The sequence below is a fragment of the Pseudomonas sp. TH21 genome, assembly GCF_016651025.1.
GTDB classification, from domain to species: domain Bacteria; phylum Pseudomonadota; class Gammaproteobacteria; order Pseudomonadales; family Pseudomonadaceae; genus Aquipseudomonas; species Aquipseudomonas aylmerensis.
The window spans coordinates 6,522,377-6,545,539 of record NZ_JAEKEQ010000001.1; the positions used below are offsets into that span (position 1 = coordinate 6,522,377).

Below are 23,163 nucleotides of genomic sequence, written 5' to 3' on the forward strand. Positions count from 1 at the left end.
ACTTCTACCTTTCTTAAAGCGACGAGTATTTCTTGCGCAGACGCTGACGAATCAGCTCGGCGAGGGTGTTCATGACGAACGTGAACAACAGCAGCACCAGCGCCGAGAGGAACAGCACGCGGTAATGACTGCCGCCGACTTCCGACTCGGGCATCTCCACCGCGACGTTGGCCGCGAGTGTGCGCAGGCCTTCGAACAGGTTCATCTCCATCACCGGCGTGTTACCGGTGGCCATCAGCACGATCATGGTCTCGCCGACGGCGCGGCCCATGCCGATCATCAGGGCCGAGAAGATGCCCGGGCTGGCGGTCAGGATCACCACGCGGGTCATGGTCTGCCACGGCGTGGCACCCAGGGCCAGCGAGCCCAGGGTCAGGCCGCGTGGCACGCTGAACACGGCGTCTTCGGCGATCGAGTAGATGTTCGGAATCACCGCAAAGCCCATGGCCAGGCCGACCACCAGGGCGTTGCGCTGGTCGTAGGTGATGCCCAGGTCGTGGGAGATCCACATGCGCATGTCGCCGCCGAAGAACCAGGTCTCCAGGTACGGGCTCATGTACAGCGAGAGCCAGCCCACAAACAGGATCACCGGGATCAGGATCGCGCTTTCCCAGCCGTCCGGCACCCGCAGGCGCAGCGACTCAGGCAGGCGGCTGAAGACAAAACCGGCCACCAGGATGCCAATCGGCAGCAGCATCAGCAGGCTGAAAATCCCCGGCAGGTGGCCTTCCACATACGGCGCCAGGAACAGGCCGGCGAAGAAGCCGAGGATCACCGTCGGCATCGCTTCCATCAGCTCGATCACCGGCTTGACCTTGCGGCGCAGGCTCGGGGCCATGAAGTAGGCGGTGTAGATCGCGGCGGCAACCGCCAGTGGCGCGGCCAGGAGCATCGCGTAGAACGCCGCCTTCAGGGTGCCGAAGGTCAGCGGCGCAAGGCTCATCTTGGGTTCGAAATCGGTGTTGGCGGCGGTCGATTGCCAAACGTATTTAGGCTCGTCGTAGTTTTCGTACCAGACCTTGCTCCACAACGCGCTCCAGGACACTTCCGGGTGCGGGTTGTCCAGCACCAGCGGCTGCAACTTGCCGCCGGCTTCGACGATCACGCGGTTGGCGCGTGGCGACATGCCGAACACGCCCTGGCCGTCGACCACCGGGTCCACCAGCAAGGTGCGGTGCGCGGTGCTGTGGAACACGCCGAATTTGCCGGACGCATCCAGGGCGGTGAAGCCTTTGCGACGTTGTTCGGCGGTAATCTCGACGATAGGCGCCGTGCCCATCTGGAACGTGCGGATCTGCTTGAAGCGCTGCTCGCCATCCGGGTCACGGGCCATGAACCACTGGGCCAGGCCGCCCTTGGAGTTACCGATGATCAGCGAGATGCCGCCCACCAACTGGGTGCTGGCGGTAATTTCGGCAGTGCCATCTTCCGACAATTTGTAGCGCCCGTTGAGGCTGTTGTCGCGCAGGCTGAAGACATCCGCAAGCGCGCGACCGTTGATCACGTACAGCCACTGCTGGCGCGGATCGATGAAAATCGCCTTCACCGGCTCGGTCATCTGCGGCAGCTCGATGCGCTTCTGCTCGCTGGTGACTTCGCCGGTCATCATGTTTTCTTCACGGCTCAGGGTCAGCACGTTCAAGTGCGAACCGGCGGAGCCTGCAACGACCAGGGAGGAGTCGGTGGCGTTGAGGGCCACATGCTCCAGCGCGCGACCGGCGTCGTCCAGCACGATCGGGTTTTCGCCGTAAGGGTATTCAATCGCCGGGGTGATGGTTTTCTTGCCGTCCGGGTAGGACACCTTATAAGTGTGGCGGAATACCAGGGACTGGCCATTGGACAAACCGAGGATCACCAGCGGGCTGCCGGGCTGGTCTTCACCGATGGAGGCAACACGGGTGCCGGCGGGCAGTGGCAGGTCGACACGCTTGAGCTCGGCACCGGTCTCGACGTTGAAGAACAGCGCCTGGCCCTTGTCGGAAACCCGCATGGCGACTTGGTTCTGTTCTTCCAGGGAGATCATCAGCGGCTTGCCGGCGTCCTGGATCCAGGCCGGGGTCAGGGCGTCTTCCTTGGTCAGCGAGGCGCCCTGGAACAGTGGCGCGACGACATAGGCCAGAAAGAAGAAGATCAGGGTAATGGCGCCGAGGACGGCGAGGCCGCCTACCAGCACGTACCAACGGGTCAGGCGATCCTTGAGGGCGCGGATGCGGCGCTTGCGTTGCAGCTCAGGCGTATTGAAATCAATGCGCTTGGGAGGGGAAGTCGTCGTCATGGTGGAATTGGCCAGATCATTCATGCGCACACCCTAGCGATCCTGTATGACAGAAAGATGACAGTGCAGTGACGCAACAAATCCGCCGCGAAGCAAAGCTGGCAGCGGACTAGAAAATTCGGATGCGGAGCCGGCAGGCCGGCCCCGCAGAGGCAATCAGTTGCCTTCTTTCAGACCCAGGTCAGCCAGGGCCTTGGCGGCAACTTTGGCTGGCAGTGGGATGTAGCCGTCTTTCACTACAACTTCCTGGCCCTGTTTGGACAGAACCAGCTTCACGAACTCGGCTTCCAGCGGGGCCAGAGGCTTGTTCGGGGCTTTGTTGACGTAAACGTAGAGGAAACGCGACAGCGGGTATTTGCCGTTCAGCGCGTTTTCTTCGCTGTCTTCGATGTAGTCAGTGCTGCCTTTCTTGGCCAGGGCCACGGTCTTCACGCTGGCGGTCTTGTAGCCGATGCCCGAGTAACCGATGCCGTTCAGCGATGAGCTGATCGACTGCACGACCGAAGCCGAGCCAGGCTGTTCGTTCACGTTTGGCTTGTAGTCGCCTTTGCACAGGGCTTCTTCCTTGAAGTAGCCGTAGGTGCCGGATACCGAGTTACGACCGAACAATTGCACTGGCTTGTTGGCCAGGTCGCCGGTCACACCCAGGTCACCCCAGGTTTTCACGTCGGCTTTGCCACCGCACAGACGCGTCGAGGAGAAAATCGCATCGACTTGTTCCATGGTCAGGTGCTGGATCGGGTTGTCCTTGTGCACGAATACCGCCAGGGCATCCACGGCAACCGGGATTGCGGTTGGCTTGTAGCCGTACTTCTGCTCGAAGGCCGCCAGTTCGGTGTCCTTCATCTTGCGGCTCATCGGGCCCAGGTTGGAGGTGCCTTCAGTCAGCGCAGGTGGCGCAGTGGCGGAGCCGGCAGCTTGAATCTGGATGTTGACGTTCGGGTATTCCTTTTTGTAGGACTCAGCCCACAAAGTCATCAGGTTCGCCAGAGTGTCGGAACCAACGCTGGACAAGTTGCCCGATACGCCAGTGGTCTTGGCGTAAGCCGGAATTGCCGGGTCAACACCAGCGGCCACCGCGTGGGCGGTCGCAACGCCAGCAGCGACAAAAGTCATTGCCGCCATCAAACGCTTCAGTTTCATGCCTTGCTCCTAGCAGATAGGGATAGTTGGATCGGGGCCAAGTATCGAGAGGCCGTGTGAACACTCTATGTCTGCAATGTGACAATTAGATGAAAGGCCACTATCGAGAGGAGCGCAGGCTACGAGGGCAGAAACATTGAATTGTGACGAGAGGGCTGGCTCCCGCGGGACTGCGCAGCAGTGCCTTTTTCAGGGCCGCTGCGCGAGCCAGCTTCCTCGCCACACTGGGTGATCGGGCGGGTCTTAGCGCCCGCGCTTCCACAGGAACCCACCCACGACCATCCCCATCACGCACAGGACAGCAACGTAGTAGGCCGGGCCCATCGGGCTTTCCTTCATCAGCAGCGACACGGCCAGCGGCGTCAGGCCGCCGAATATGGCGTAGGCGACGTTATAGGAGAACGACAACCCACTGAAACGCACCACCGGCGGGAAAGCCTTGACCATGACATACGGCACCACGCCGATGGTGCCGACGAACAAACCGGTCAAGGCGTACAGCGGGAACAGCCAGTCGGGGTGGGCGATGAGGCTGTGGTACAGCGTCCAGGAGGTCGCCAGCAGCAGGGCACAACCGAAGATCAACACACGCCCGGCGCCGAAACGGTCGGCCAGCGCGCCGGAGGCGATGCAGCCCAGGCTCAATGTGACGATCGCCAGGCTGTTGGCCTGCAGCGCCACGGTCGCGCTGAAGTGGTAGACGGTCTGCAACACGGTCGGGGTCATCAGGATAACCACGACGATGCCGGCCGAGAGCAGCCAGGTCAGCAGCATCGACAACACGATGGCACTGCGGTGATCACGCAGCACGGCGCGCAACGGCAGCTCGGCGGCCAGGGTCTTGCGTTGCTGCATCTCGGCGAAGATCGGCGTTTCATGCAGCCAGCGGCGCAGGTACACCGACAGCAGGCCGAACACACCGCCGAGCAGGAACGGGATGCGCCAGGCGTAATCCGAGACCTGCTCCGGGCTATAGATAGTGTTGATTGCGGTGGCCACCAGCGAGCCCAGCAGGATCCCGGCGGTCAGGCCGCTGGTCAGGGTGCCGCAGGCGTAGCCGATATGGCGCGGTGGCACGTGCTCGGAAACGAACACCCAGGCGCCCGGTACTTCGCCGCCAATCGCTGCGCCCTGGATGACGCGCATCAGCAGCAACAGGATCGGCGCCCACAGGCCGATCTGCGCGTACGTCGGCAGCAGCCCCATGATCAGGGTCGGCACAGCCATCATGAAGATGCTCAGGGTGAACATCTTCTTGCGGCCCAGCAGGTCACCGAAGTGCGCCATGATGATGCCGCCCAACGGGCGCGCCAGGTAGCCGGCGGCGAAGATGCCAAAGGTCTGCATCATGCGCAGCCATTCGGGCATGTCCACGGGGAAGAACAGTTTTCCGACCACGGTGGCGAAAAACACGAAAATAATGAAATCATAAAATTCCAGCGCCCCGCCCAAGGCAGACAGCGACAGGGTTTTGTAGTCGTTGCGGGTCAGCGGGCGCGAAGGTTGCGCACTGCTTGCGGGCACGGAGGACATGGCAAGGCTTCTCTTATTAGTCAGGACGGCAGATCCGGGGTGCTGGCTGCGCCAGGGCGGGTTCGGCAAGATAGCAAATCGCTTGGAAAAGCACAGCGGTGAGCTGATAACAGTTCCAGTGGGCAAATTATCCCCGGTGACCGCACATTAACCGCAATCAGAAGCACAGTTGCCGGAAAAAGCCGCGATACAGCCGCGAATTGCCGACCAAATGAGTGCCCAGAGGTCGTCGTGGCGCATGTGTCTCGATATACTCGGCCCTTGCAAGCGCAGAACCCCAGTCTTGAGGGGCTGCTGTGCCAAAACGTCGTTGGGTGCCATCCAGCCGATTTGGCAGAGTTTCCCTTTTAGTACGCCTTACGAGAAACGCATCACGCGGTGTATGTTGGTGCTGAAACGTTTTTCCAGAAGACGGCTATCCACTTGAAATACCCATGAAGCGTCACGGGTCAGAGGCACCCTCGGCATGATCGAACTCGAACAAGAAGATCCTATCCCGCAAGGCGATCTCGCCTTGCAAATCACCGCCCTCCCGCGTGAAACCAACGGTTTCGGCGACATCTTCGGCGGATGGCTGGTCGCGCAGATGGACCTGGCGGGTACCGCCATGGCCAGCAAGGTCGCGGGTGGCCGCGTGGCCACCGTGGCGATTGATCGCATGGCGTTCCTGGTCCCGGTGGCGGTGGGCGCGCAGCTTTCCTTCTATACCCAGGCCCTGGAAATCGGCCGCAGCTCGATCCAGATGATGGTCGAAGTGTGGAGCGATGACCCGCTGTCCAGCGAATGGCGCAAGGTCACCGAGGCGGTGTTCGTGTTCGTCGCCATCGATGGCAGCGGCCGCACGCGTTCGGTCCCGTCGCGCGCGCGTTAAACCTCATCGGGTTTTGACGGTCAATTGCCCCATTGCCTGCCATAAAGAGTGCTGTGTATGCCTACGCCCCACGTTGAAACCGTGAAAATCGACGAGCTGGATTGCTGGCACATTCGCCACAACGGCGCCGAACTGAAAGTCGCCCGACAAGGCGCGCACATCTTCAGTTACCAACGCGCAGGCGAGCAGCCGCTGATCTGGCCGAATCCTGAGGCGGTGTTCAAGCAAGGCAAAGGCATTCGCACCGGCGTTCCGGTGTGCTGGCCATGGTTTGGCGTGTTTGACCGCAATCCGCAAAGCGTCAAGGCAATGCGCCAGAGTGACCAGCCCGCCGGCGCCCACGGTTTTGTGCGCACCGCCCTGTGGGAACTGGCCGCGACGGAACTCGAAGGCGAAACGCTGCGGGTCGACCTGGTGTTGCCGGTGCCTGCGGGAGGCTTCCCCGGCTGGCCGCATCAGGTCGACCTGAAACTGAGCCTGCGGCTGGACGACCAACTGCATATCCACCTGACCAGCCACAACCGCGGCACTGATACCGTGACGCTCAGCCAGGCGCTGCACACCTACTTCGCCGTGAGCGATGTGCGCAACGTGCAGGTCGAGGGCCTGGACGGGCTGGCGTACATCGATACCGCCGACGGCTGGACCGAGAAGACGCAATCGGGCCTGCTGCACTTCACCGCCGAGACGGATCGCATCTACCTCGACACGCCGCCCCAGCTGACTATTGTCGACAAAGACTGGCAGCGCCGCATCCAACTCACCGCCGAGGGCTCGAAGTCGACGGTGATCTGGAACCCCTGGACCGAACGCGCCAAGGCGTTTGATGACATGGCCGATGATGGGTGGACAGGCATGCTGTGCATCGAAACGGCGAATGTGCTGGATGATGTGGTGAGCCTGGCGCCGGGCGAAAGTCATACCCTGGGTGTGAGCATCAAAGCGCTAGCCCAGTAAACCCGAACCCGATGCAGGAGCTGGCTTGCCAGCGCCTACGGGTTTCGCGGTGTCTAGAGGTCGGATTCCTTCACCACCCGCACCTTCCCCGCATCCAGTGCATAGGCCGCATCGGCCAGGTCATTGTTGACCTTCTCCACCTTCAACGTGCCCGTGACCCACAGCGGCGTGTAGATATCATCCAGCTTCAAACCCTTGGGGTACCGCACCAGCACCAGTTGGTTGGGTGGCGGTGGCGGCACGTGGATGCAGGCGCCTGGGTAGGGCACCAGGAAAAACAGCGTGCTGCGACCCTTGGCGTCGGTCTCCAGCGGCACCGGGTAACCGCCGATGCGGATATTCTTGCCATTCATGGCGGCCACGGTCTTGGTCGAATACATCACAGCCGGCAAGCCCTTGCTCTGCTTCAAGCCACCTTTGTCGGTGAACGTGCCTTGGGCTTCGGGGGAGTTGTGATCGATCTCGGGCATCGCTTCAAGGGCTTTCTGGTCCGACAGCGGCATCAGGTCGAGCCAGTCGGTTTCCGGCAGTTCGCCGGCGTGGGCCAGGCCGCAGCCCAGTAATAGAAGAGTGAACAGAAGACGGCGCATGGAGAGGCTCGACAAGGTTAACAGTGTCGGCATTCTAGCCCTCCGCGCCTGCGCAGCGCAGAGGGCCATGAAGCTAAATCATTTTTTTCGCAGCAGGCCGTAGATCACCAGCAACACGATGGCACCGATCAGCGCGCCAATGAAGCCTGCGCCCTGGCCCGCCTGGTAGATGCCCAGGGCCTGACCACCGTAGGTGGCGACCAGCGAACCTGCGATACCCAGCAGGATGGTCATGATCCAGCCCATGCTGTCATCGCCTGGCTTGAGGAAACGCGCCAGCAGGCCGACGATCAAGCCGATGAAGATGGTTCCGATGATACCCATGGCATTTCCCTCTGATTGAATGTGAGTCATGTCAAAGCCTAGTCAGGCTTCGCCATCCTGCAATCAGAGAGACGGCGGCAACCAATGGTTCCCGCCGATCCTTGTTATTGCTCGGCGATCAGCGCTTCGACCTTGAGGATCTGCGCTTGCAGCGTCGCACGGTCCTTGCAGCGCAGGTTGGCATGGCCGACCTTGCGCCCGGCCTTGAAGGCCTTGCCGTAGTGATGCAGGTGGCAGTCATCGATGGCGATCACGCGGTCAACCGGCGGCACCACGCCGATGAAGTTGAGCATGGCGCTCTCGCCGACCTTGGCCGTGGAGCCCAGCGGCAAGCCGGCCACTGCCCGCAGGTGGTTCTCGAACTGGCTGCACTCGGCGCCTTCGGTGGTCCAGTGCCCGGAGTTGTGCACACGCGGCGCGATTTCGTTGGCCTTGAGGCCACCGTCGACTTCAAAGAACTCGAACGCCATCACGCCGACATAATCCAGCTGCTTGAGCACGCGGCTGGAATAGTCTTCCGCAAGGGCCTGCAACGGGTGGTCGGTGCTGGCCACGGACAGCTTGAGGATGCCGCTGTCGTGGGTGTTGTGCACCAGCGGGTAGAAACGCGTTTCGCCATCACGGGCACGCACGGCGATCAACGAGACTTCGCCGGTGAACGGCACGAAGCCTTCCAGCAGGCAGGCAACGCTGCCCAACTCGGCGAAGGTACCGACCACATCGGCGGCGGTGCGCAGGACTTTCTGGCCCTTGCCGTCGTAACCCAGGGTGCGGGTTTTCATTACCGCCGGCAGGCCGATGCTGGCCACCGCAGCGTCGAGGTCGGCCTGGGACTGGATATCGGCGAAGGCCGGGGTCGGGATGCCCAGGTCCTTGAACATGCTCTTCTCGAACCAGCGATCGCGAGCGATGCGCAAGGCTTCGGCGCTCGGGTACACCGGCACGAACTGCGAGAGGAATGCCACGGTTTCGGCCGGGACGCTTTCGAACTCGAAGGTCACCAGGTCGACTTCGTCGGCCAGTTGGCGCAGATGGTCCGGGTCGCTGTAGTCCGCACGCAGGTGTTCACCCAGCGCAGCCGCGCACGCGTCCGGCGCCGGGTCCAGGAAAGCGAAGTTCATCCCCAGCGGGGTACCCGCCAGGGCCAGCATGCGGCCCAGTTGGCCGCCACCGATTACACCGATTTTCATCGTCAACAACCTCAGGCGATACGTGGGTCTGGATTGTCCAGCACGCTGTCTGTCTGCTCAGCACGGAATTTTTTCAGCACCGCGTGAAACTGCGGGTGCTTGGCGCCCAGGATGCTGGCGGACAACAACGCGGCGTTGATCGCGCCGGCCTTGCCGATCGCCAGGGTCGCCACCGGGATACCGGCCGGCATCTGCACGATGGACAACAGCGAATCCACGCCCGAGAGCATCGACGACTGCACCGGTACGCCAAGCACTGGCAGGTGAGTCTTGGCCGCACACATGCCTGGCAGGTGCGCCGCCCCGCCAGCACCGGCGATGATCACCTCGATGCCTCGGGATTCTGCTTCATCGGCATACTGGAACAGCAAATCCGGGGTGCGGTGGGCAGAGACCACTTTCACTTCATACGGAATGCCGAGTTTTTCCAGCATATCGGCGGTGTGGCTAAGGGTGGACCAATCGGACTTGGAGCCCATGATCACGCCAACCAATGCACTCATCGTCGTGCCTCTTCTCTCTGGGCGCCCGCAGGCGCGTCAAAAAACAACAAGCCACGCGGGAAATCCGGCGTGGCTTGTTGTACGAAATTTGGCCGGTTGGACCGGCCGAAGGCCGCGCAGTATACCGTAATAATCCAGATAAACAGCCCCTTGGATGACCATCTGTCTTACACCTCAAACAGGCGGTTTTATTGACTTCCAGGTCAGCGAAAGCACCACAAAATACTGTGGGAGCTGGCTTGCCTGCGATGGCGGAGGGTCAGTGCCTGAAATGTCGGCTGATACACCGCTATCGCAGGCAAGCCAGCTCCCACATTTGATCTGTGTTGGCTCAAGTATTCTGCGCCGCCCCACCTTCCAACTTACGCCACAACAACCGCACGTTCGCCTTGCGCACCAGCGCGCAGCGATACAGCCGAATCTCCAACGGCACATGCCATTGCGGCCCGCCGCACACCACCAGTTCGCCCCGTGCCAGTTCAGCGCGCACGCTCAACTGCGGCACCCAGGCAATGCCCAGGCCTTCGAGGGCCATGCTTTTGAGGCTGTCGGCCATGGCGGTTTCGTACACGGTGGTAAAGCGCAATGCGCGCTGGCGCAGCAGCAGATGTACCGAACGCCCCAGGAACGCACCGGCGCTGTACGCCAGCAACGGCACACTGCCCTCGCCTTCCAGGTCGAACAGCGGCTTGCCATCCGCATCGGCGGCGCACACCGGGAGCATCTCGGTGTTGCCCAGGTGCAGCGACGGGAAGATCTCGGCGTCCATCTGCATCGCCGCATCCGGGTCGTAGAACGCCAGCATCAGGTCGCAGCCGCCTTCGCGCAGGGCATGCACGGCGTCGCCGACGTTGGTGGCCACCAGCCGCGTGGCGATGTTCAGGCCTTCGTTGCGCAGTTGCGCGATCCAGCGCGGGAAGAATCCCAGTGCCAGGGAGTGGGCAGCGGCTACTTGCATAACCTCGCCCTGCCCGCCTTCCAGGTGATGCAAATGACGCAGCACTTCACCAAGCTGCTCGACCACCGTGCGCGCGGTCACCAGAAACAACTGCCCCGCTGCTGTCAGTTCAACCGGCGTGCGCGAGCGATTGACCAGGGTCAGGCCCAGCGCAGCTTCCAGGCTGCGAATACGCCGACTGAACGCCGGCTGGGTGACAAAGCGCCGCTCCGCCGCCTGGGAAAAGCTGCGGGTTGCCGCCAGGGCGCTGAAGTCTTCCAGCCATTTGCTCTCAAGGTTCATCACTTCCTCCCACGGGTACGCACCATTTTGGCACACACGCCCGCCATGATAACCGGGTCACACCGACATTATGCCGTTTGTGCATAGGCCAGTGTTTAACAGCATTGGCCCAAAAACTTCTACAAGCCTAGCATTCGCAGCGTTCCGGCCTGTTCCGGGTCCATATCGAGATGATTTCCGTCATGTCCTCCGCTGCATCATTCCGCACAGAAAAAGACCTGCTTGGCGTACTCGAAGTACCTGCCCAAGCGTATTACGGCATCCAGACCCTGCGAGCGGTGAATAACTTCCGCCTCTCGGGCGTTCCGATTTCGCATTACCCGAAATTGGTGGTCGGCCTGGCAATGGTCAAGCAAGCAGCCGCTGACGCCAACCGCGAGTTGGGCCAGCTCAGCGAGGCCAAGCACGCTGCCATCAGCGAAGCCTGTGCCCGCCTGATCCGCGGCGATTTCCACGAAGAGTTCGTGGTGGACATGATTCAAGGCGGCGCCGGCACTTCAACCAACATGAATGCCAACGAAGTGATCGCCAACATCGCGTTGGAGGCCATGGGCCACAACAAGGGCGAATACCAGTACCTGCACCCCAACAACGACGTGAACATGGCGCAGTCGACCAACGACGCCTACCCGACCGCGATCCGCCTGGGTCTGCTGCTGGGCCACGACGCGCTGCTGGCCAGCCTCGACAGCCTGATCCAGGCCTTCGCTGCCAAAGGCGTCGAGTTCGGTCACGTGTTGAAAATGGGCCGCACCCAATTGCAAGACGCCGTGCCGATGACCCTCGGCCAGGAATTCCGCGCCTTCGCCACTACCCTCGGTGAAGACCTGGCGCGCCTGAAAACCCTGGCGCCGGAGCTGCTGACCGAAGTGAACCTGGGCGGCACCGCGATCGGTACCGGCATCAACGCCGACCCGCGTTACCAGGCCCTGGCCGTACAGCGCCTGGCCCTGATCAGCGGCCAGCCGCTGGTACCGGCTGCCGACTTGATCGAAGCCACCTCCGACATGGGCGCCTTCGTGCTGTTCTCCGGCATGCTCAAGCGCACCGCGGTGAAGCTGTCGAAGATCTGCAACGACCTGCGCCTGCTGTCCAGCGGCCCACGTACCGGCATCAACGAGATCAACCTGCCGGCGCGTCAGCCAGGCAGCTCGATCATGCCCGGCAAGGTCAACCCGGTCATCCCGGAAGCCGTCAACCAGGTGGCGTTCCAGGTCATCGGCAACGACCTGGCCCTGACCATGGCAGCCGAAGGCGGCCAACTGCAGTTGAACGTGATGGAGCCGCTGATCGCCTTCAAGATCTTCGACTCGATCCGCCTGCTGCAACGCGCCATGGACATGCTGCGCGAGCACTGCATCGTCGGCATCACCGCCAACGAAGCCCGCTGCCGCGAACTGGTGGAGCACTCCATCGGCCTGGTCACCGCGCTGAACCCGTACATCGGCTATGAAAACGCCACCCGCATCGCGCGCATCGCCCTCGAAAGCGGCCGCGGCGTGCTGGAACTGGTGCGCGAAGAAGGCTTGCTCGACGACGCCATGCTCGACGACATCCTGCGCCCCGAAAACATGATTGCCCCACGTTTGGTCCCGTTGAAGGCCTAAGCGTTTGTTGCACCGCTCACCAGGTTGAGGGACTAGACACCTCTCACCTTTTGAGGGCCTGAAGGCTCGTTCTTCAGGCCCTTTTTTTTGCCTCAAGGTTGTGAAATGACGCCCATAAAAACTCCAATATCGCCCTGCAAACCCGCCTTGCCCGACTCCGGCCTGCTGAAACCTTTAATCGCCTCGTGCAGACGGATCACACACTCCTAGGTATAGTGCCGCCCCTCTTCGCGTCAGCGGTCGTCGGTAACGAGACCCTGGAAGCGCGAAACCGCATGAATAACAACACCCGCAAAAGGATTGGGGTCGAACCGTCGTGCACTGCCTGGTGCCATACGACGTGTCGGACCGTCCTGCGTTTGCCATTAGAAAAATCAGCGAGGAACACTCCATGCTAGAAGTCATCAACGACTTCCTCTCAGGGAAAGTATTGATCGTGCTCATTGTCGGGCTCGGTGGCTACTTCACGATCCGCTCGCGTTTCGTTCAATTGCGTCACTTTTTCCACATGTTTTCGGTGTTTCGCGACAGCCTGAAAAGCAGCTCCGGCCAGCTCAGCTCGTTCCAGGCGCTGATGCTCAGCCTCGCCGGTCGCGTCGGCGCCGGTAACATCGCAGGCGTCGGCATTGCCGTGACCCTGGGCGGCCCGGGTGCCGTGTTCTGGATGTGGGTCACCGCACTGGTGGGCATGTCCTCGAGCTTCATCGAATGCTCCCTCGGCCAGCTGTACAAGCGCACCGACGCCGAAGGCACCTACCGTGGCGGCCCGGCCTACTACATCCAGCATGGCTTGAAGAAACGCTGGCTGGGCATGGTCATGGCCTTCCTGCTGCTGGTGACCTTCGGCTTTGCCTTCAACGGCCTGCAAGCCCACGCCGTGACTCACTCGCTGAACAACGCCTTCGGCCTGGACACCACCTACACCGGCCTGGCGCTGGCGGTATTACTGGGCCTGGTGTTCATCGGCGGGATCAAGCGTATTGCCTCGATCGCCGACCTGCTGGTACCGGTCAAGACCCTCGTCTACATCGCCGTGACCCTGTACGTGATCGTGCTGCAATTCGACCACGTGCCGGCCATGCTCGCGACTATCGTCAAGAGCGCCTTCGGCCTGGACCAGGCCTTCGGTGGCCTGGTGGGCAGCGCGATCATCATGGGTGTGAAGCGCGGCGTGTTCGCCAACGAAGCCGGCCTGGGCAGTGCGCCTAACGTGGCAGCGGTGGCGTCGGTAGAACACCCGATCGCCCAAGGCGTGGTGCAGGCGTTCAGCGTGTTCCTCGACACCTTCGTGATCTGCACCTGTACGGCGCTGCTGATCCTGCTCTCCGGTTTCTACACCCCGGGCTTTGAAGGCGACGGCATTGCCCTGACCCAGAACTCCCTGGCGGCCGTGGTCGGTGACTGGGGCCGGATGTTCATCTCGGTGGCCCTGGCGTTGTTCGTGTTCACCTCGATCATGTACAACTACTACCTCGGCGAGAGCAACCTGCGCTTCATCGTGGGCGACAACCGCAAAGTGTTGATGGGCTACCGCGCGCTGGTGCTGGTGCTGATTTTCTGGGGTTCGATCGAGAACCTGAGCACCGTGTTCGCCTTCGCCGACATCACCATGACCATGCTCGCGTTCGTCAACCTGTTCGCCCTGGCGTTCCTGTTCAAGATCGCCATGCGCATCCTGAATGACTACGACAACCAGCGCGCAGCGGGCATCAAGACCCCGGTGTTCGACTCCAGCCAGTTCCCTGACCTGGACCTGGATCGCAAGGCCTGGCCGGCGAATCCGGTGAAGTCGCAGCCAACGGCTCAAGCATCGGCTGAACTGAACGCTCAAGCGCAACGCTGAGCGTCGTAAGCCTAGATAGATGACACGCCGCCCGGCCTTGGGCATGCTCTGGGCCCGGCGGCGTTTTTCGTTCAGGAGATTCTTCGATGTCCCCAGCTAACAACATCATGGTGCTCTACACCGGCGGCACCATCGGCATGCAGGCCAGCGCCAACGGCCTGGCGCCCGCATCCGGTTTCGAAGCCCGCATGCGCGAACAACTCGCCAACGAGCCCGTGCCCGCCTGGCGCTTCCGGGAAATGGCGCCGCTGATCGACAGCGCCAACATGACTCCCGCCTACTGGCAGCGCCTGCGCGTCGCGGTGGTTGAAGCCGCGGACGCAGGCTGCGACGCGGTGCTGGTCCTGCACGGCACCGATACCCTGGCCTACAGCGCGGCGGCCATGAGCTTCCAACTGCTGGGTTTGCCGGTGCCCGTGGTATTTACCGGCTCGATGCTGCCCGCCGGCGTGCCTGACAGCGACGCCTGGGAAAACGTCAGCGGTTCGCTGGCAGCGCTGGGCGCAGGCCTGGCCCCGGGTGTGCACCTGTATTTCCACGGCGCGCTGATGGCCCCGACCCGCTGCGCGAAAATCCGCAGTTTTGGTCGCCATCCGTTTGCTGCGTTGCAGCGTAACGGTGGCGTGGCCAAGGCCGAGACGCTCCCCGCCGCCCTGGACTACCGCCAGCCCAAGGCCCTGGCCAATGTCGGCGTATTGCCGCTGGTGCCGGGCATTGCCGCCGTGCAGGTGGATGCACTGATCGACAGCGGGATCCAGGCACTGGTGCTCGAATGCTTCGGCAGCGGCACCGGGCCCAGCGATAACCCGGCGTTCCTGGCCAGCCTCCAGCGCGCGCAGGATCGGGACGTGGTGGTGGTGGCAATCACTCAATGCCATGAAGGCGGCGTAGAACTGGACGTGTATGAAGCCGGTAGCCGCTTGCGCGGTGTCGGTGTGTTGTCCGGGGGCGGCATGACCCGCGAAGCGGCATTCGGCAAGCTGCAAGCGCTGCTCGGTGCCGGCCTCGCCACCGCAGACGTCCGCCGCCTGGTGGAACTCGACCTGTGTGGCGAACTGAGCTGACCGGCATATAACTTGCTCCACTTCCAGCCATCACCTGGCTGGAAGTCCGCATGCTGCACTCCCACCTCACCACCCTCAATGCTGTCTCCCTGGTGCTCAGCACCTTCAAGGCCGAAGGCCTGCCCGCCGAGGCGCTGCTGGCCGGCAGCGGTATCTGCGCGGCGGACTTGAGCCGCGCCGACACGCGTATTGCCACCCATCAGGAGATGCAGGTGTGCGCCAATGCCGTGGCGTTGCAGCGCGATATCGGCCTGATCGTGGGGCGGCGCATGCACGTTTCGTCCTACGGCATGCTCGGTTATGCCCTGCTCACCAGTGCCACTTTCGGTGACGCTTTGCGCCTGGCCCTGCGGTATCCGGCGCTATTGGGAACACTGTTCGAACTGAGCCTGGAGGAGGACGGCGAGCGTATCTGGTTCACCGCCGGCGATTATCGCGAGAACCCGGCGCTGACCGCCTTCAACGTCGAGCTGTGCCTGGGATCGCTGAAGGTCATCTGCGACGACCTGCTCGGCCATCCGCTGCCCTTGCTGGGTGCGCGGTTTGAGCACGATGCGCCGGATTATCAGGCGCGCTACACCGAGTCTTTCGACTGCCCGTTGCAGTTCCAGGCCACCGCCAATGCGTTCGCCTTCGACCAACGCTGGCTCTCCCAGCCTTTGCCCCTCGCCGATACCGTGACCCATCAGGCCATGGCCGAGCGCTGCCGTAAACAGAACACCGAATTCACCGGGCGCGAAGCCTGGCTGGGACGGATCCGCCAGCTGCTCGCGGCACAACTGCACGCCGCACCTGGCCTCGAAGGCCTGGCCGAGCAGATGAAGTGCTCGGCGCGTACCCTGCGCCGACACCTGCATGACCTGGGCTGCAGCTACCAGGAACTGCTCGACGAGCTGCGCTTTGAACGCGCCAAACAGTTGCTGGCTGAAGATCAGTGGCCGATCTATAGGATCGCCGAGGCCCTGGGGTTCAGCGAGACCGCCAGTTTTCGCCATGCGTTCGTGCGCTGGAGCGGCGTGGCGCCGAGCCAATTTCGACCATGACGCCCCATTGAGGGGCGAATTTCGGACAGACAATCTGGCCACATTTATCCCCTTTTGGCCGCTCCTGCCGTTCTCATAATCGCCGTCGCCCGCAAGACTGCATGCACCGATACCGCCTGCGGAGAACAACAATATGCTGACGATCTACTCGGACGATCACCACCTGCACCATGGCCGTTGCGAACTGATGGACGGGCAACTGATGCCCTGCTTCGAAATGCCCTCGCGCGCCGACCACGTGCTGCAGCGGGTCAAGGACCGCGAACTGGGCCCCGTGCAAGCGCCGCAGGACTTTGGCCTGGCACCGCTGCAACGCGTTCACAGCCACGACTACCTCGACTTTTTCAAAGGCGCCTGGGCACGCTGGACAGAATTCAACCAGGACGGCGACCTGCTGCCCTACACCTGGCCCGCACGCACCTTGCGCCGCGTGTTGCCCACCAGCCTGCACGGCCAGCTCGGTTATTACAGCTTCGACGGCGGCGCGCCGATTACCGCCGGCACCTGGCAAGCGGCCTACAGCGCGGCGCAGGTCGCGCTCACCGCGCAACAGGCGATCCAACACGGCGCCCGCAGCGCCTTCGCCCTGTGCCGGCCACCGGGACACCACGCCGCCAGCGACTTGATGGGCGGCTATTGCTACCTCAACAACGCCGCCATCGCCGCCCAGGCCTTTCTCGATCAGGGCCATAAGAAAGTCGCGATCCTGGACGTGGATTACCACCACGGCAACGGCACCCAGTCGATCTTCTATGCACGCAGCGATGTGCTGTTCACCTCGATCCACGGGCATCCGGAAGCGGAGTTTCCGTTCTTCCTCGGCTACGCCGATGAGCTGGGCGAGGGCGCCGGGGAAGGCTTCAATTTCAATTACCCGCTGCCAGCCGGTTCCGGCTGGGACACCTGGAGCGCGGCCCTGGAGCAGGCCTGCGGGGAAATCGAGCGCTACGGCGCCGACATCATTGTGGTCTCCCTGGGCGTGGACACGTTCAAGGACGATCCCATCTCGCAGTTCAAGCTCGACAGCCCGGACTACCTGGCCATGGGCAAACGCATCGCGCAGCTCGGCACGCCCACGCTGTTCGTGATGGAAGGCGGCTACGCCGTGGAAGAAATCGGCATCAATGCCGTCAACGTTCTCGAAGGTTTTGAGGGGTCAGCCGAATGAACATGCTCAAGTCGCTTGTACTCTGCGCGGCGGTGCTCAGCACTGCCGCCCACGCCGAAGAAAAAACCCTGCGCGTCTACAACTGGTTCGACTACATCACGCCCAAGGCCCTGGATGACTTCAAGGCGCAGAACCCGGCGATCAAACTGGTCTACGACATCTTCGACACCAACGAAGCCCTGGAGGCCAAGTTGCTCACCGGCAACTCCGGCTATGACGTGGTGGTGCCTTCCAATGTGTTCCTGGCCAAGCAGATCGAGGCCGGCGTGTTCCAGCCCCTGGACCGCAGCCAACTGCCGAACTGGAACCACCTTGATCCCAAGCTGATGAAGCTGATCGAGGCCAACGATCCCGGCAATAAATTCGCCGTGCCCTACATGTACGGCACCATCCTGATCGGCTTCAATCCGGCCAAGGTCAAGGCGGCGCTGGGCGACAACGCGCCGGTGGACAGCTGGGACCTGATCTTCAAGGAAGAAAACATCAGCAAACTCAAGCAGTGCGGGGTCGCCCTGCTGGACTCGCCGTCGGAGATCCTGCCCCTGGCCCTGCAGCACCTGGGCTTGGACCCCAACAGCAGCAACCCCAAGGATTATGAAAAAGCCGAAGCGCTGCTGATGAAGATCCGCCCGTACATCACCTACTTTCACTCTTCCAAGTACATGGCCGACATTGCCAACGGAGACATCTGCGTCGCCGTCGGCTATTCCGGCAGCTTTTCCCAGGCCGCCAACCGCGCCAAGGAAGCCAAGAACGGCGTGACAGTGGACATGCGCCTGCCCAAGGAAGGCGCGCCGATCTGGTTCGACATGCTTGCCATCCCCAAAGGCGCGAAGAACCCGCAGGACGCCTACACCTTCATCAACTACCTGCTGCAACCCGGTGTGATCGCGCCAATCAGTGACTTCGTCGGCTACCCCAATCCCAACAAGGACGCGACTGAACAGGTTGACCCGGCGATCCGCAACAACCCCAACCTGTACCCCACCGAAGCGGCAATGGCCACGCTCTACACCTTGAAACCCCTGGGCCGCGACGCCGAACGCGCCAGGACCCGCGCCTGGACCAAGATCAAGTCCGGGACCTGATCGGCCACGGCCGGGGCGTGCAGGCCCCGGCCGTTACTACTTATCTACCGTCTCGCCCGCCTGGCCAGACTCTACCTTGCAGCTCTTCACGCCTGATACCGGCCAAGGAGCTGCAAATGCCCACCGACTCGATCCCCACCAGTAACCGCCCGCCCAGCACCTACGATCTGCTGACGCAACTGAGTACCGGCCCGTCCATCCGCGAAGTCGCCGCCAACCTGTTGCGCGCCGCCCTCAAGGAGCAATACCCGACACTGAATATCGACCCGGACCTGGCCACCGTCGTCACGCCACACTGGCGCATCGCCGACGACCTCATTCAGTCAACGCCCCCCGCCATGGAGTCGCTGACCTCGGTCCTGGCCAACCAGGCCCTGTCGCCGGAGCCGGTGATTTATATCGACGGCGAGCATTTCCTCACGGCGCAGCCACAGGCACCGCGCGCCGAACACCTGCCGGTGAAGATCGATGCCATCGCGCGGTTGATCAATGAGCTGGCAGCCCAGATTTTCACCGCCTACCAGGAGCAGCAACTCGACTACTGGAATACCTCCAACGGTATGTCTGGCCCGCGCTGGCAGCTGCTCTCACACTCCTTGCGCAACGTGTGGAACGTCACCACGCAGGAGGGCTGGGACGAGCACGACTGCGCCATGGCCAGGTTGCTGTTCCACTTTCCGGAGCAGGCCAAGCGCAAGGCCTTCGATACGTTCCAGACCCACGCCTACCTGATCGACATGGATGGCCAGCACAACAACCAATCCACGCATATCGGCCTGTCGGACATGGCGGTGTTGATCGGCAAACACGAGCAGAGCGAGCGGATTCTGACCTACTCGCTGCTCAACGGTTATGAGAAGTTCGAGTCGCTGGAAAAGCTCGGTGAGTCGCTGCCCGCCAGCCTGGTCCAATATCAACTGGATGTCGGCGTGCAATGGCGGCTGTACGAGCCCAGCGCAGATTTCTTCGACAGCCTGGCGTGCAACCTGATCGCCCTGCAACTGCAGGCGATCGGTTCGATTGGCCCGGCCGGCTTCGAGGTCGCTCCCGTGGCAGTCACCACCGGCCAGGCTGTCGCGCGGATCCTGCCGGTGATCGAGGACCTGAGCGAGCACTCGCTGTCGAGCATCCGCCAGATTCATGAGCAGCTCCCCGACTGGCTCGCCAACGCCTCGGACCTCGACGTGTCGATCTACAGCCGGTACGTGATCGAACTGGCCGAGCTGCATACCCACAACCTCGGTCGAACATTCCAGGACGGCATTCCTCCGATCCGCGATTACGCACGCGAGCAACTGCAAAAACAGATCAATCGGCAGAGGAATGGCGCGAGCCTGAGCCTGGACAAGGTCGAGATCAGCATCGAGAGCCCTGTGGTCTGGGGCACGTTTGTGCTGCCCGGCGCCAGCGACATCACCCGGCGCAGCCTGATCGACCTGGCCCTGGAAAACCTTACCGGCCTGCCCACCGGCACGCCCAGCGTGCACTACAACGGCGGCACAGGTCCCGCGTGGCTGACGTACGACTACCTCAAGGGCGTGATCGAAACCCTCGACATCGGCCAACACTACCCCACGCTGATCAAGACAACCCTGCTCGATGACCCGGAGCAATCCCGTAGCCGGCAAACCCTCTACACCTCGCACCTGCGGGCGCAACTGCCGCTGCTGGCCCTGCAGTGGAAAATCCAGGGCGAGCATGGCATCGATGATCGCGGTTACCGTTATGTCGCCGCCGCCGTGCAGGCGCAAGCGCACGACCGACAGGTCGAGGGGCAAGAGATTGTCATCCGTCGCCTGGCATTTATCCCCACCCTGCGGCCCGGCCGGGAACCGGATGCGGTGGCGAATATGTTCGTGATCGGCCCCCGCGATCACACCCAAGGCCCCTGCCTGCTGTATCGCCCCCTGTTGGACCCGGTACTGGTGCAGTTCCCGTCACGCGAAAACCTGTTGTATGCCATCAAGCATCACCGCAGCTTGCGCGACTCGGTGCTGGCCTGGTTACCCAACGACAGCCGCTTCAATTACGAGCAGTACGTCTTCCCTGCCGCCCTGCCCTCGCCATGGACCGTGGTGCGCGGGTTGGTGGAACCGCAGGTAGTGGTGCAAATGAGCGGCCCCATTGCCTTGAGTGATGAGGTGCTGGGCAACGATCACCTGGCGACCCTGTTCAAGGACAACGCCAATGCGATGGTTGAACTGGCCAACCGGCAATCGGTATCCAACGTGAAGAAACGCTGGGCCACCTACCGGCAGGCCGGTTGGCTGATTTTCAGCGCGGCGTTGCCATTTCTGGGGCGCACGGTCGGGATTGCCGCCTGGATCTGGCAAATCATGGACGACCTGCAGGAAGCCACCCAAGCCGAGCCCGGGCCTGACGGCAAGACCTCCTGGACGGCGCAGGTCGACCTGTTGCTCAACCTGGGCATGGCCCTGGTGCTGCATGTTGCCCTGCGCCATCCGCCGCAGCCCCGGCCACTCAAGGCACAGCCGCCAAGGCTTGAACCGCCAGCGAGCGCCCATCGCCCCACGCCGCTGCCGCGCAAGATCGTGGTGACGCAGCAACCCAACTTGCCCGATGCCGAACTGCCGGCACGCCATCTGGGGCCGCTGCACAACAGTGGCGCACTCAATCGCTTACCCGCGAGCCTCGCGGCAACACTGGATCGCTTCAAAGTCGATAAACCCGCAGGGCTTAGGGAGCCAAGCCAAGAACCCGGTCCCCACCTGAATCTCTCTGCCCTGGGTGAAAAATGGTACGCACCGGTCAAGGAGCGCTGGTTCGAGGTCATGCTGGATGAGAACGACAACGTCATGATTGTCGATCCGCAGCGCCCCTCCCACGTCGGCCCGTTGCTGGTCAGTAACCTGGCCGGCCAATGGTTTGTCGACACGCGACTACGCCTGCGTGGCGCCGGGTTCAGGAATCGGCGCAAGGCCGCCCAGGCCAAGAAACCATCGCGGATCGCCGAGCTCAGGGGCCAGCTCACCACCTTCAATGCAGGCCAGAAGCGCGGGCAAGCCGAGGTTGCCATGGCACACGCGGCAATAGACCCGCAACCCGGCCCCTCCACCAACCAACAACGCCGGGCATTCATCGAAAAACTGGACACGCGCCTGGCCGAGTATGACGTGCCCATCCGCCAGCTTCGGGCACTGAACGTCATCGATACGGTGCCCAACTACCAGGGCGACATGATCGACTACTTGAACCAGCAACTGCTGCTCACGCGCTTCGCCGTCTCGGAAACCCTGCCGACGTTCCGGACAGAACTGTTGTCGACGCTCGATGAGATGGAAGCCCTCACGCCGATGCAAACCGAGAGACAGACCGCACTCGCCGAGAAAATGTCGCAGCTGAACCTGGACATGATCAGCCGCCTCGAATACGCGCAAACCCGTTACCTGCACCTGCAGGAACTGGGCATCGACGGCATGAAAGTCATCCAGAACACCCTCCATGCCTTGCCTGACTTCAAGCTTCACGACCTCAAGGCCCTGCAAATCACTTTGAATCGCTACCTGTGCATCAGGGAAGGCAGCGGTGAAGCCTTCGTCGATGCCCACACCCAGCTCAATGAAATCGTGAACATCGCCGACCTCAACATACAAACATGGATCGAGGCCATGCCCGACGCCAGTGTCAGCGACCCGGGCGAGCGGATCGAGGTGCTCAACAGCCTGGTCGAACAATTCTCCCTGGTCGACCAACGCCTGCTGGACCTGCACGCCGAACACCCTGACTACGTGCAGAGGGAACCGCTGGAGAGCCTTCGCCAGCGCATCGACGATTTCAACAGGCAAGCCGTGCATGAACTGGCCCGACTGTTGAAAGAACGCAAGCCGCGGGAGACCAAGGCCGGCCCGTCAAAAACGCAGCAGGCGCCGAAGAAGAAGGTCATCAAGACCCGCTTCAACGCGGTGGTAGTAGGTGAGCCACGCCCCTCTGACGAGGGGCTCCTGGACGTAAAGGCGCCGGTCACGGGCAAGGTCATTGCGACCTTCCACGAAAAAAGCCCCGGGGTGTGGGTCGAGCGCACGACGCCGACCCCAAGGCCACAACGGCCGGTGGCGGTGGACCTCAATATCAGCATGAGCAACGCGCAGAACCTGCTGGATGAAGAGCCCTCCGCGACCCAGCGCCTCCTGGTGCAGTCGAGGAAAGCCGGGCGAATCCCGGTGGAAATCGAAGAGATGCTGCACCAGCACGCCGCCCGCATGGAGCTGGCAGCGAGCAACATCGAAGAGGCGCTGACCCAACGCAACCTCACGGAGAGCGATCGCCCGTCTGCCGCCACCCTCAACCGCCAACTCAACGAGGCCACGCAACGGCTCTATGCGCTGGGCACCAGTACCCGCATCAGCATGACCAAACAGCAACTGCCGACTGCCGCGCGGGTGCAGTGGCTGCACAGCCAGGGGGCGGTGAACATCGCCAAGGTGATCACCCGCCGGCGCCTCAAGGGCCCCGGCAAGGACTACCTGGATGAGTACGCGATCAGCGATCACAACACCCAGGAAGTGCTGTGGTATGCGCACTTTCATTACGATTCGCCGCACGCCGAGCTCGACCATTTCACCGCCGGCCACCTCAAGACCCGCGAACAACAGCGACTCGGCGGCGCGATCCATCGCACCGGCCTGAGCGACGGCGATCAGATTGCGATTTATCGCAGCGAAATCAGCCCGCAGCTGGCTCGTTCACTGTTCTTCCAGAGCTGA

Annotated in this window: 17 protein-coding genes; 9 read left to right on the forward strand and 8 right to left on the reverse strand. The window is 62.3% G+C overall.

Annotated features, from left to right (window positions below):
* Positions 1 to 13 precede the first annotated feature (13 nt).
* The 3 genes from JFU04_RS29100 to JFU04_RS29110 form a co-directional block, all read right to left on the reverse strand.
* Complete coding sequence (locus JFU04_RS29100) at positions 14 to 2,047, reverse strand: ABC transporter permease subunit (protein WP_177343931.1); 2,034 nt, start codon at positions 2,045 to 2,047, stop codon at positions 14 to 16.
* A gap of 384 nt (positions 2,048 to 2,431) precedes the next feature.
* Positions 2,432 to 3,418, reverse strand: coding sequence for a phosphate ABC transporter substrate-binding protein PstS (locus JFU04_RS29105; RefSeq protein WP_065902556.1), 987 nt, complete (start codon positions 3,416 to 3,418; stop codon positions 2,432 to 2,434).
* Between the two features lie 243 nt (positions 3,419 to 3,661).
* Entirely contained in the window at positions 3,662 to 4,951 is a 1,290-nt protein-coding gene (locus JFU04_RS29110) for an MFS transporter (RefSeq protein ID WP_065902562.1), read from the reverse strand.
* A 466-nt stretch (positions 4,952 to 5,417) separates the two neighbouring features.
* Between JFU04_RS29110 and JFU04_RS29115 the strand changes: the two genes are divergently transcribed.
* The gene (locus JFU04_RS29115; protein WP_003176975.1) at positions 5,418 to 5,822 is read left to right on the forward strand and encodes an acyl-CoA thioesterase; all 405 of its coding nucleotides are present in this window, start codon (positions 5,418 to 5,420) and stop codon (positions 5,820 to 5,822) included.
* A gap of 57 nt (positions 5,823 to 5,879) precedes the next feature.
* The gene (locus JFU04_RS29120) at positions 5,880 to 6,779 is read left to right on the forward strand and encodes a D-hexose-6-phosphate mutarotase (RefSeq protein ID WP_201146173.1); all 900 of its coding nucleotides are present in this window, start codon (positions 5,880 to 5,882) and stop codon (positions 6,777 to 6,779) included.
* 53 nt (positions 6,780 to 6,832) lie between these two features.
* Here JFU04_RS29120 and JFU04_RS29125 read toward each other — a convergent pair whose 3' ends face one another.
* The 5 genes from JFU04_RS29125 to JFU04_RS29145 all read right to left on the reverse strand — a co-directional run bounded on the left by JFU04_RS29125 (position 6,833) and on the right by JFU04_RS29145 (position 10,626).
* Entirely contained in the window at positions 6,833 to 7,369 is a 537-nt protein-coding gene (locus tag JFU04_RS29125; RefSeq protein ID WP_065902566.1) for a DUF3299 domain-containing protein, read from the reverse strand.
* A 78-nt stretch (positions 7,370 to 7,447) separates the two neighbouring features.
* The gene (locus JFU04_RS29130) at positions 7,448 to 7,693 is read right to left on the reverse strand and encodes a GlsB/YeaQ/YmgE family stress response membrane protein (RefSeq protein ID WP_010168336.1); all 246 of its coding nucleotides are present in this window, start codon (positions 7,691 to 7,693) and stop codon (positions 7,448 to 7,450) included.
* Between the two features lie 104 nt (positions 7,694 to 7,797).
* A complete protein-coding gene (locus JFU04_RS29135; protein ID WP_106802269.1) occupies positions 7,798 to 8,883 on the reverse strand; it encodes a 5-(carboxyamino)imidazole ribonucleotide synthase in 1,086 nt (361 codons plus the stop codon).
* Between the two features lie 11 nt (positions 8,884 to 8,894).
* Positions 8,895 to 9,386, reverse strand: a complete 492-nt coding sequence (gene purE, locus JFU04_RS29140; protein WP_003195648.1) for a 5-(carboxyamino)imidazole ribonucleotide mutase — start codon at positions 9,384 to 9,386, stop codon at positions 8,895 to 8,897.
* A 331-nt stretch (positions 9,387 to 9,717) separates the two neighbouring features.
* Positions 9,718 to 10,626 (reverse strand): LysR substrate-binding domain-containing protein, encoded by a 909-nt coding sequence (locus tag JFU04_RS29145; protein WP_010566930.1) that lies wholly within the window; start codon positions 10,624 to 10,626, stop codon positions 9,718 to 9,720.
* A 182-nt stretch (positions 10,627 to 10,808) separates the two neighbouring features.
* On the opposite strand from JFU04_RS29145, the gene aspA reads away from it, so the two are divergent.
* The 7 genes from aspA to JFU04_RS29180 all read left to right on the forward strand — a co-directional run bounded on the left by aspA (position 10,809) and on the right by JFU04_RS29180 (position 23,163).
* The gene (gene aspA / locus JFU04_RS29150) at positions 10,809 to 12,233 is read left to right on the forward strand and encodes an aspartate ammonia-lyase (RefSeq protein WP_017135792.1); all 1,425 of its coding nucleotides are present in this window, start codon (positions 10,809 to 10,811) and stop codon (positions 12,231 to 12,233) included.
* 391 nt (positions 12,234 to 12,624) lie between these two features.
* Positions 12,625 to 14,076, forward strand: a complete 1,452-nt coding sequence (locus JFU04_RS29155; RefSeq protein ID WP_106802267.1) for an alanine/glycine:cation symporter family protein — start codon at positions 12,625 to 12,627, stop codon at positions 14,074 to 14,076.
* Positions 14,077 to 14,162: 86 nt separating this feature from the next.
* Positions 14,163 to 15,140, forward strand: a complete 978-nt coding sequence (locus tag JFU04_RS29160; RefSeq protein WP_065902570.1) for an asparaginase — start codon at positions 14,163 to 14,165, stop codon at positions 15,138 to 15,140.
* Positions 15,141 to 15,190: 50 nt separating this feature from the next.
* Positions 15,191 to 16,183: an AraC family transcriptional regulator gene (locus tag JFU04_RS29165; RefSeq protein WP_065902572.1), complete on the forward strand. Its 993-nt coding sequence runs from the start codon at positions 15,191 to 15,193 to the stop codon at positions 16,181 to 16,183.
* A 133-nt stretch (positions 16,184 to 16,316) separates the two neighbouring features.
* Complete coding sequence (locus tag JFU04_RS29170; RefSeq protein ID WP_065902575.1) at positions 16,317 to 17,351, forward strand: histone deacetylase family protein; 1,035 nt, start codon at positions 16,317 to 16,319, stop codon at positions 17,349 to 17,351.
* Positions 17,348 to 18,439, forward strand: coding sequence for a polyamine ABC transporter substrate-binding protein (locus JFU04_RS29175; protein WP_106802264.1), 1,092 nt, complete (start codon positions 17,348 to 17,350; stop codon positions 18,437 to 18,439). The genes JFU04_RS29170 and JFU04_RS29175 overlap by 4 nt, the downstream gene beginning before the upstream one ends.
* A 116-nt stretch (positions 18,440 to 18,555) precedes the next feature.
* Complete coding sequence (locus tag JFU04_RS29180) at positions 18,556 to 23,163, forward strand: dermonecrotic toxin domain-containing protein (RefSeq protein ID WP_201146175.1); 4,608 nt, start codon at positions 18,556 to 18,558, stop codon at positions 23,161 to 23,163.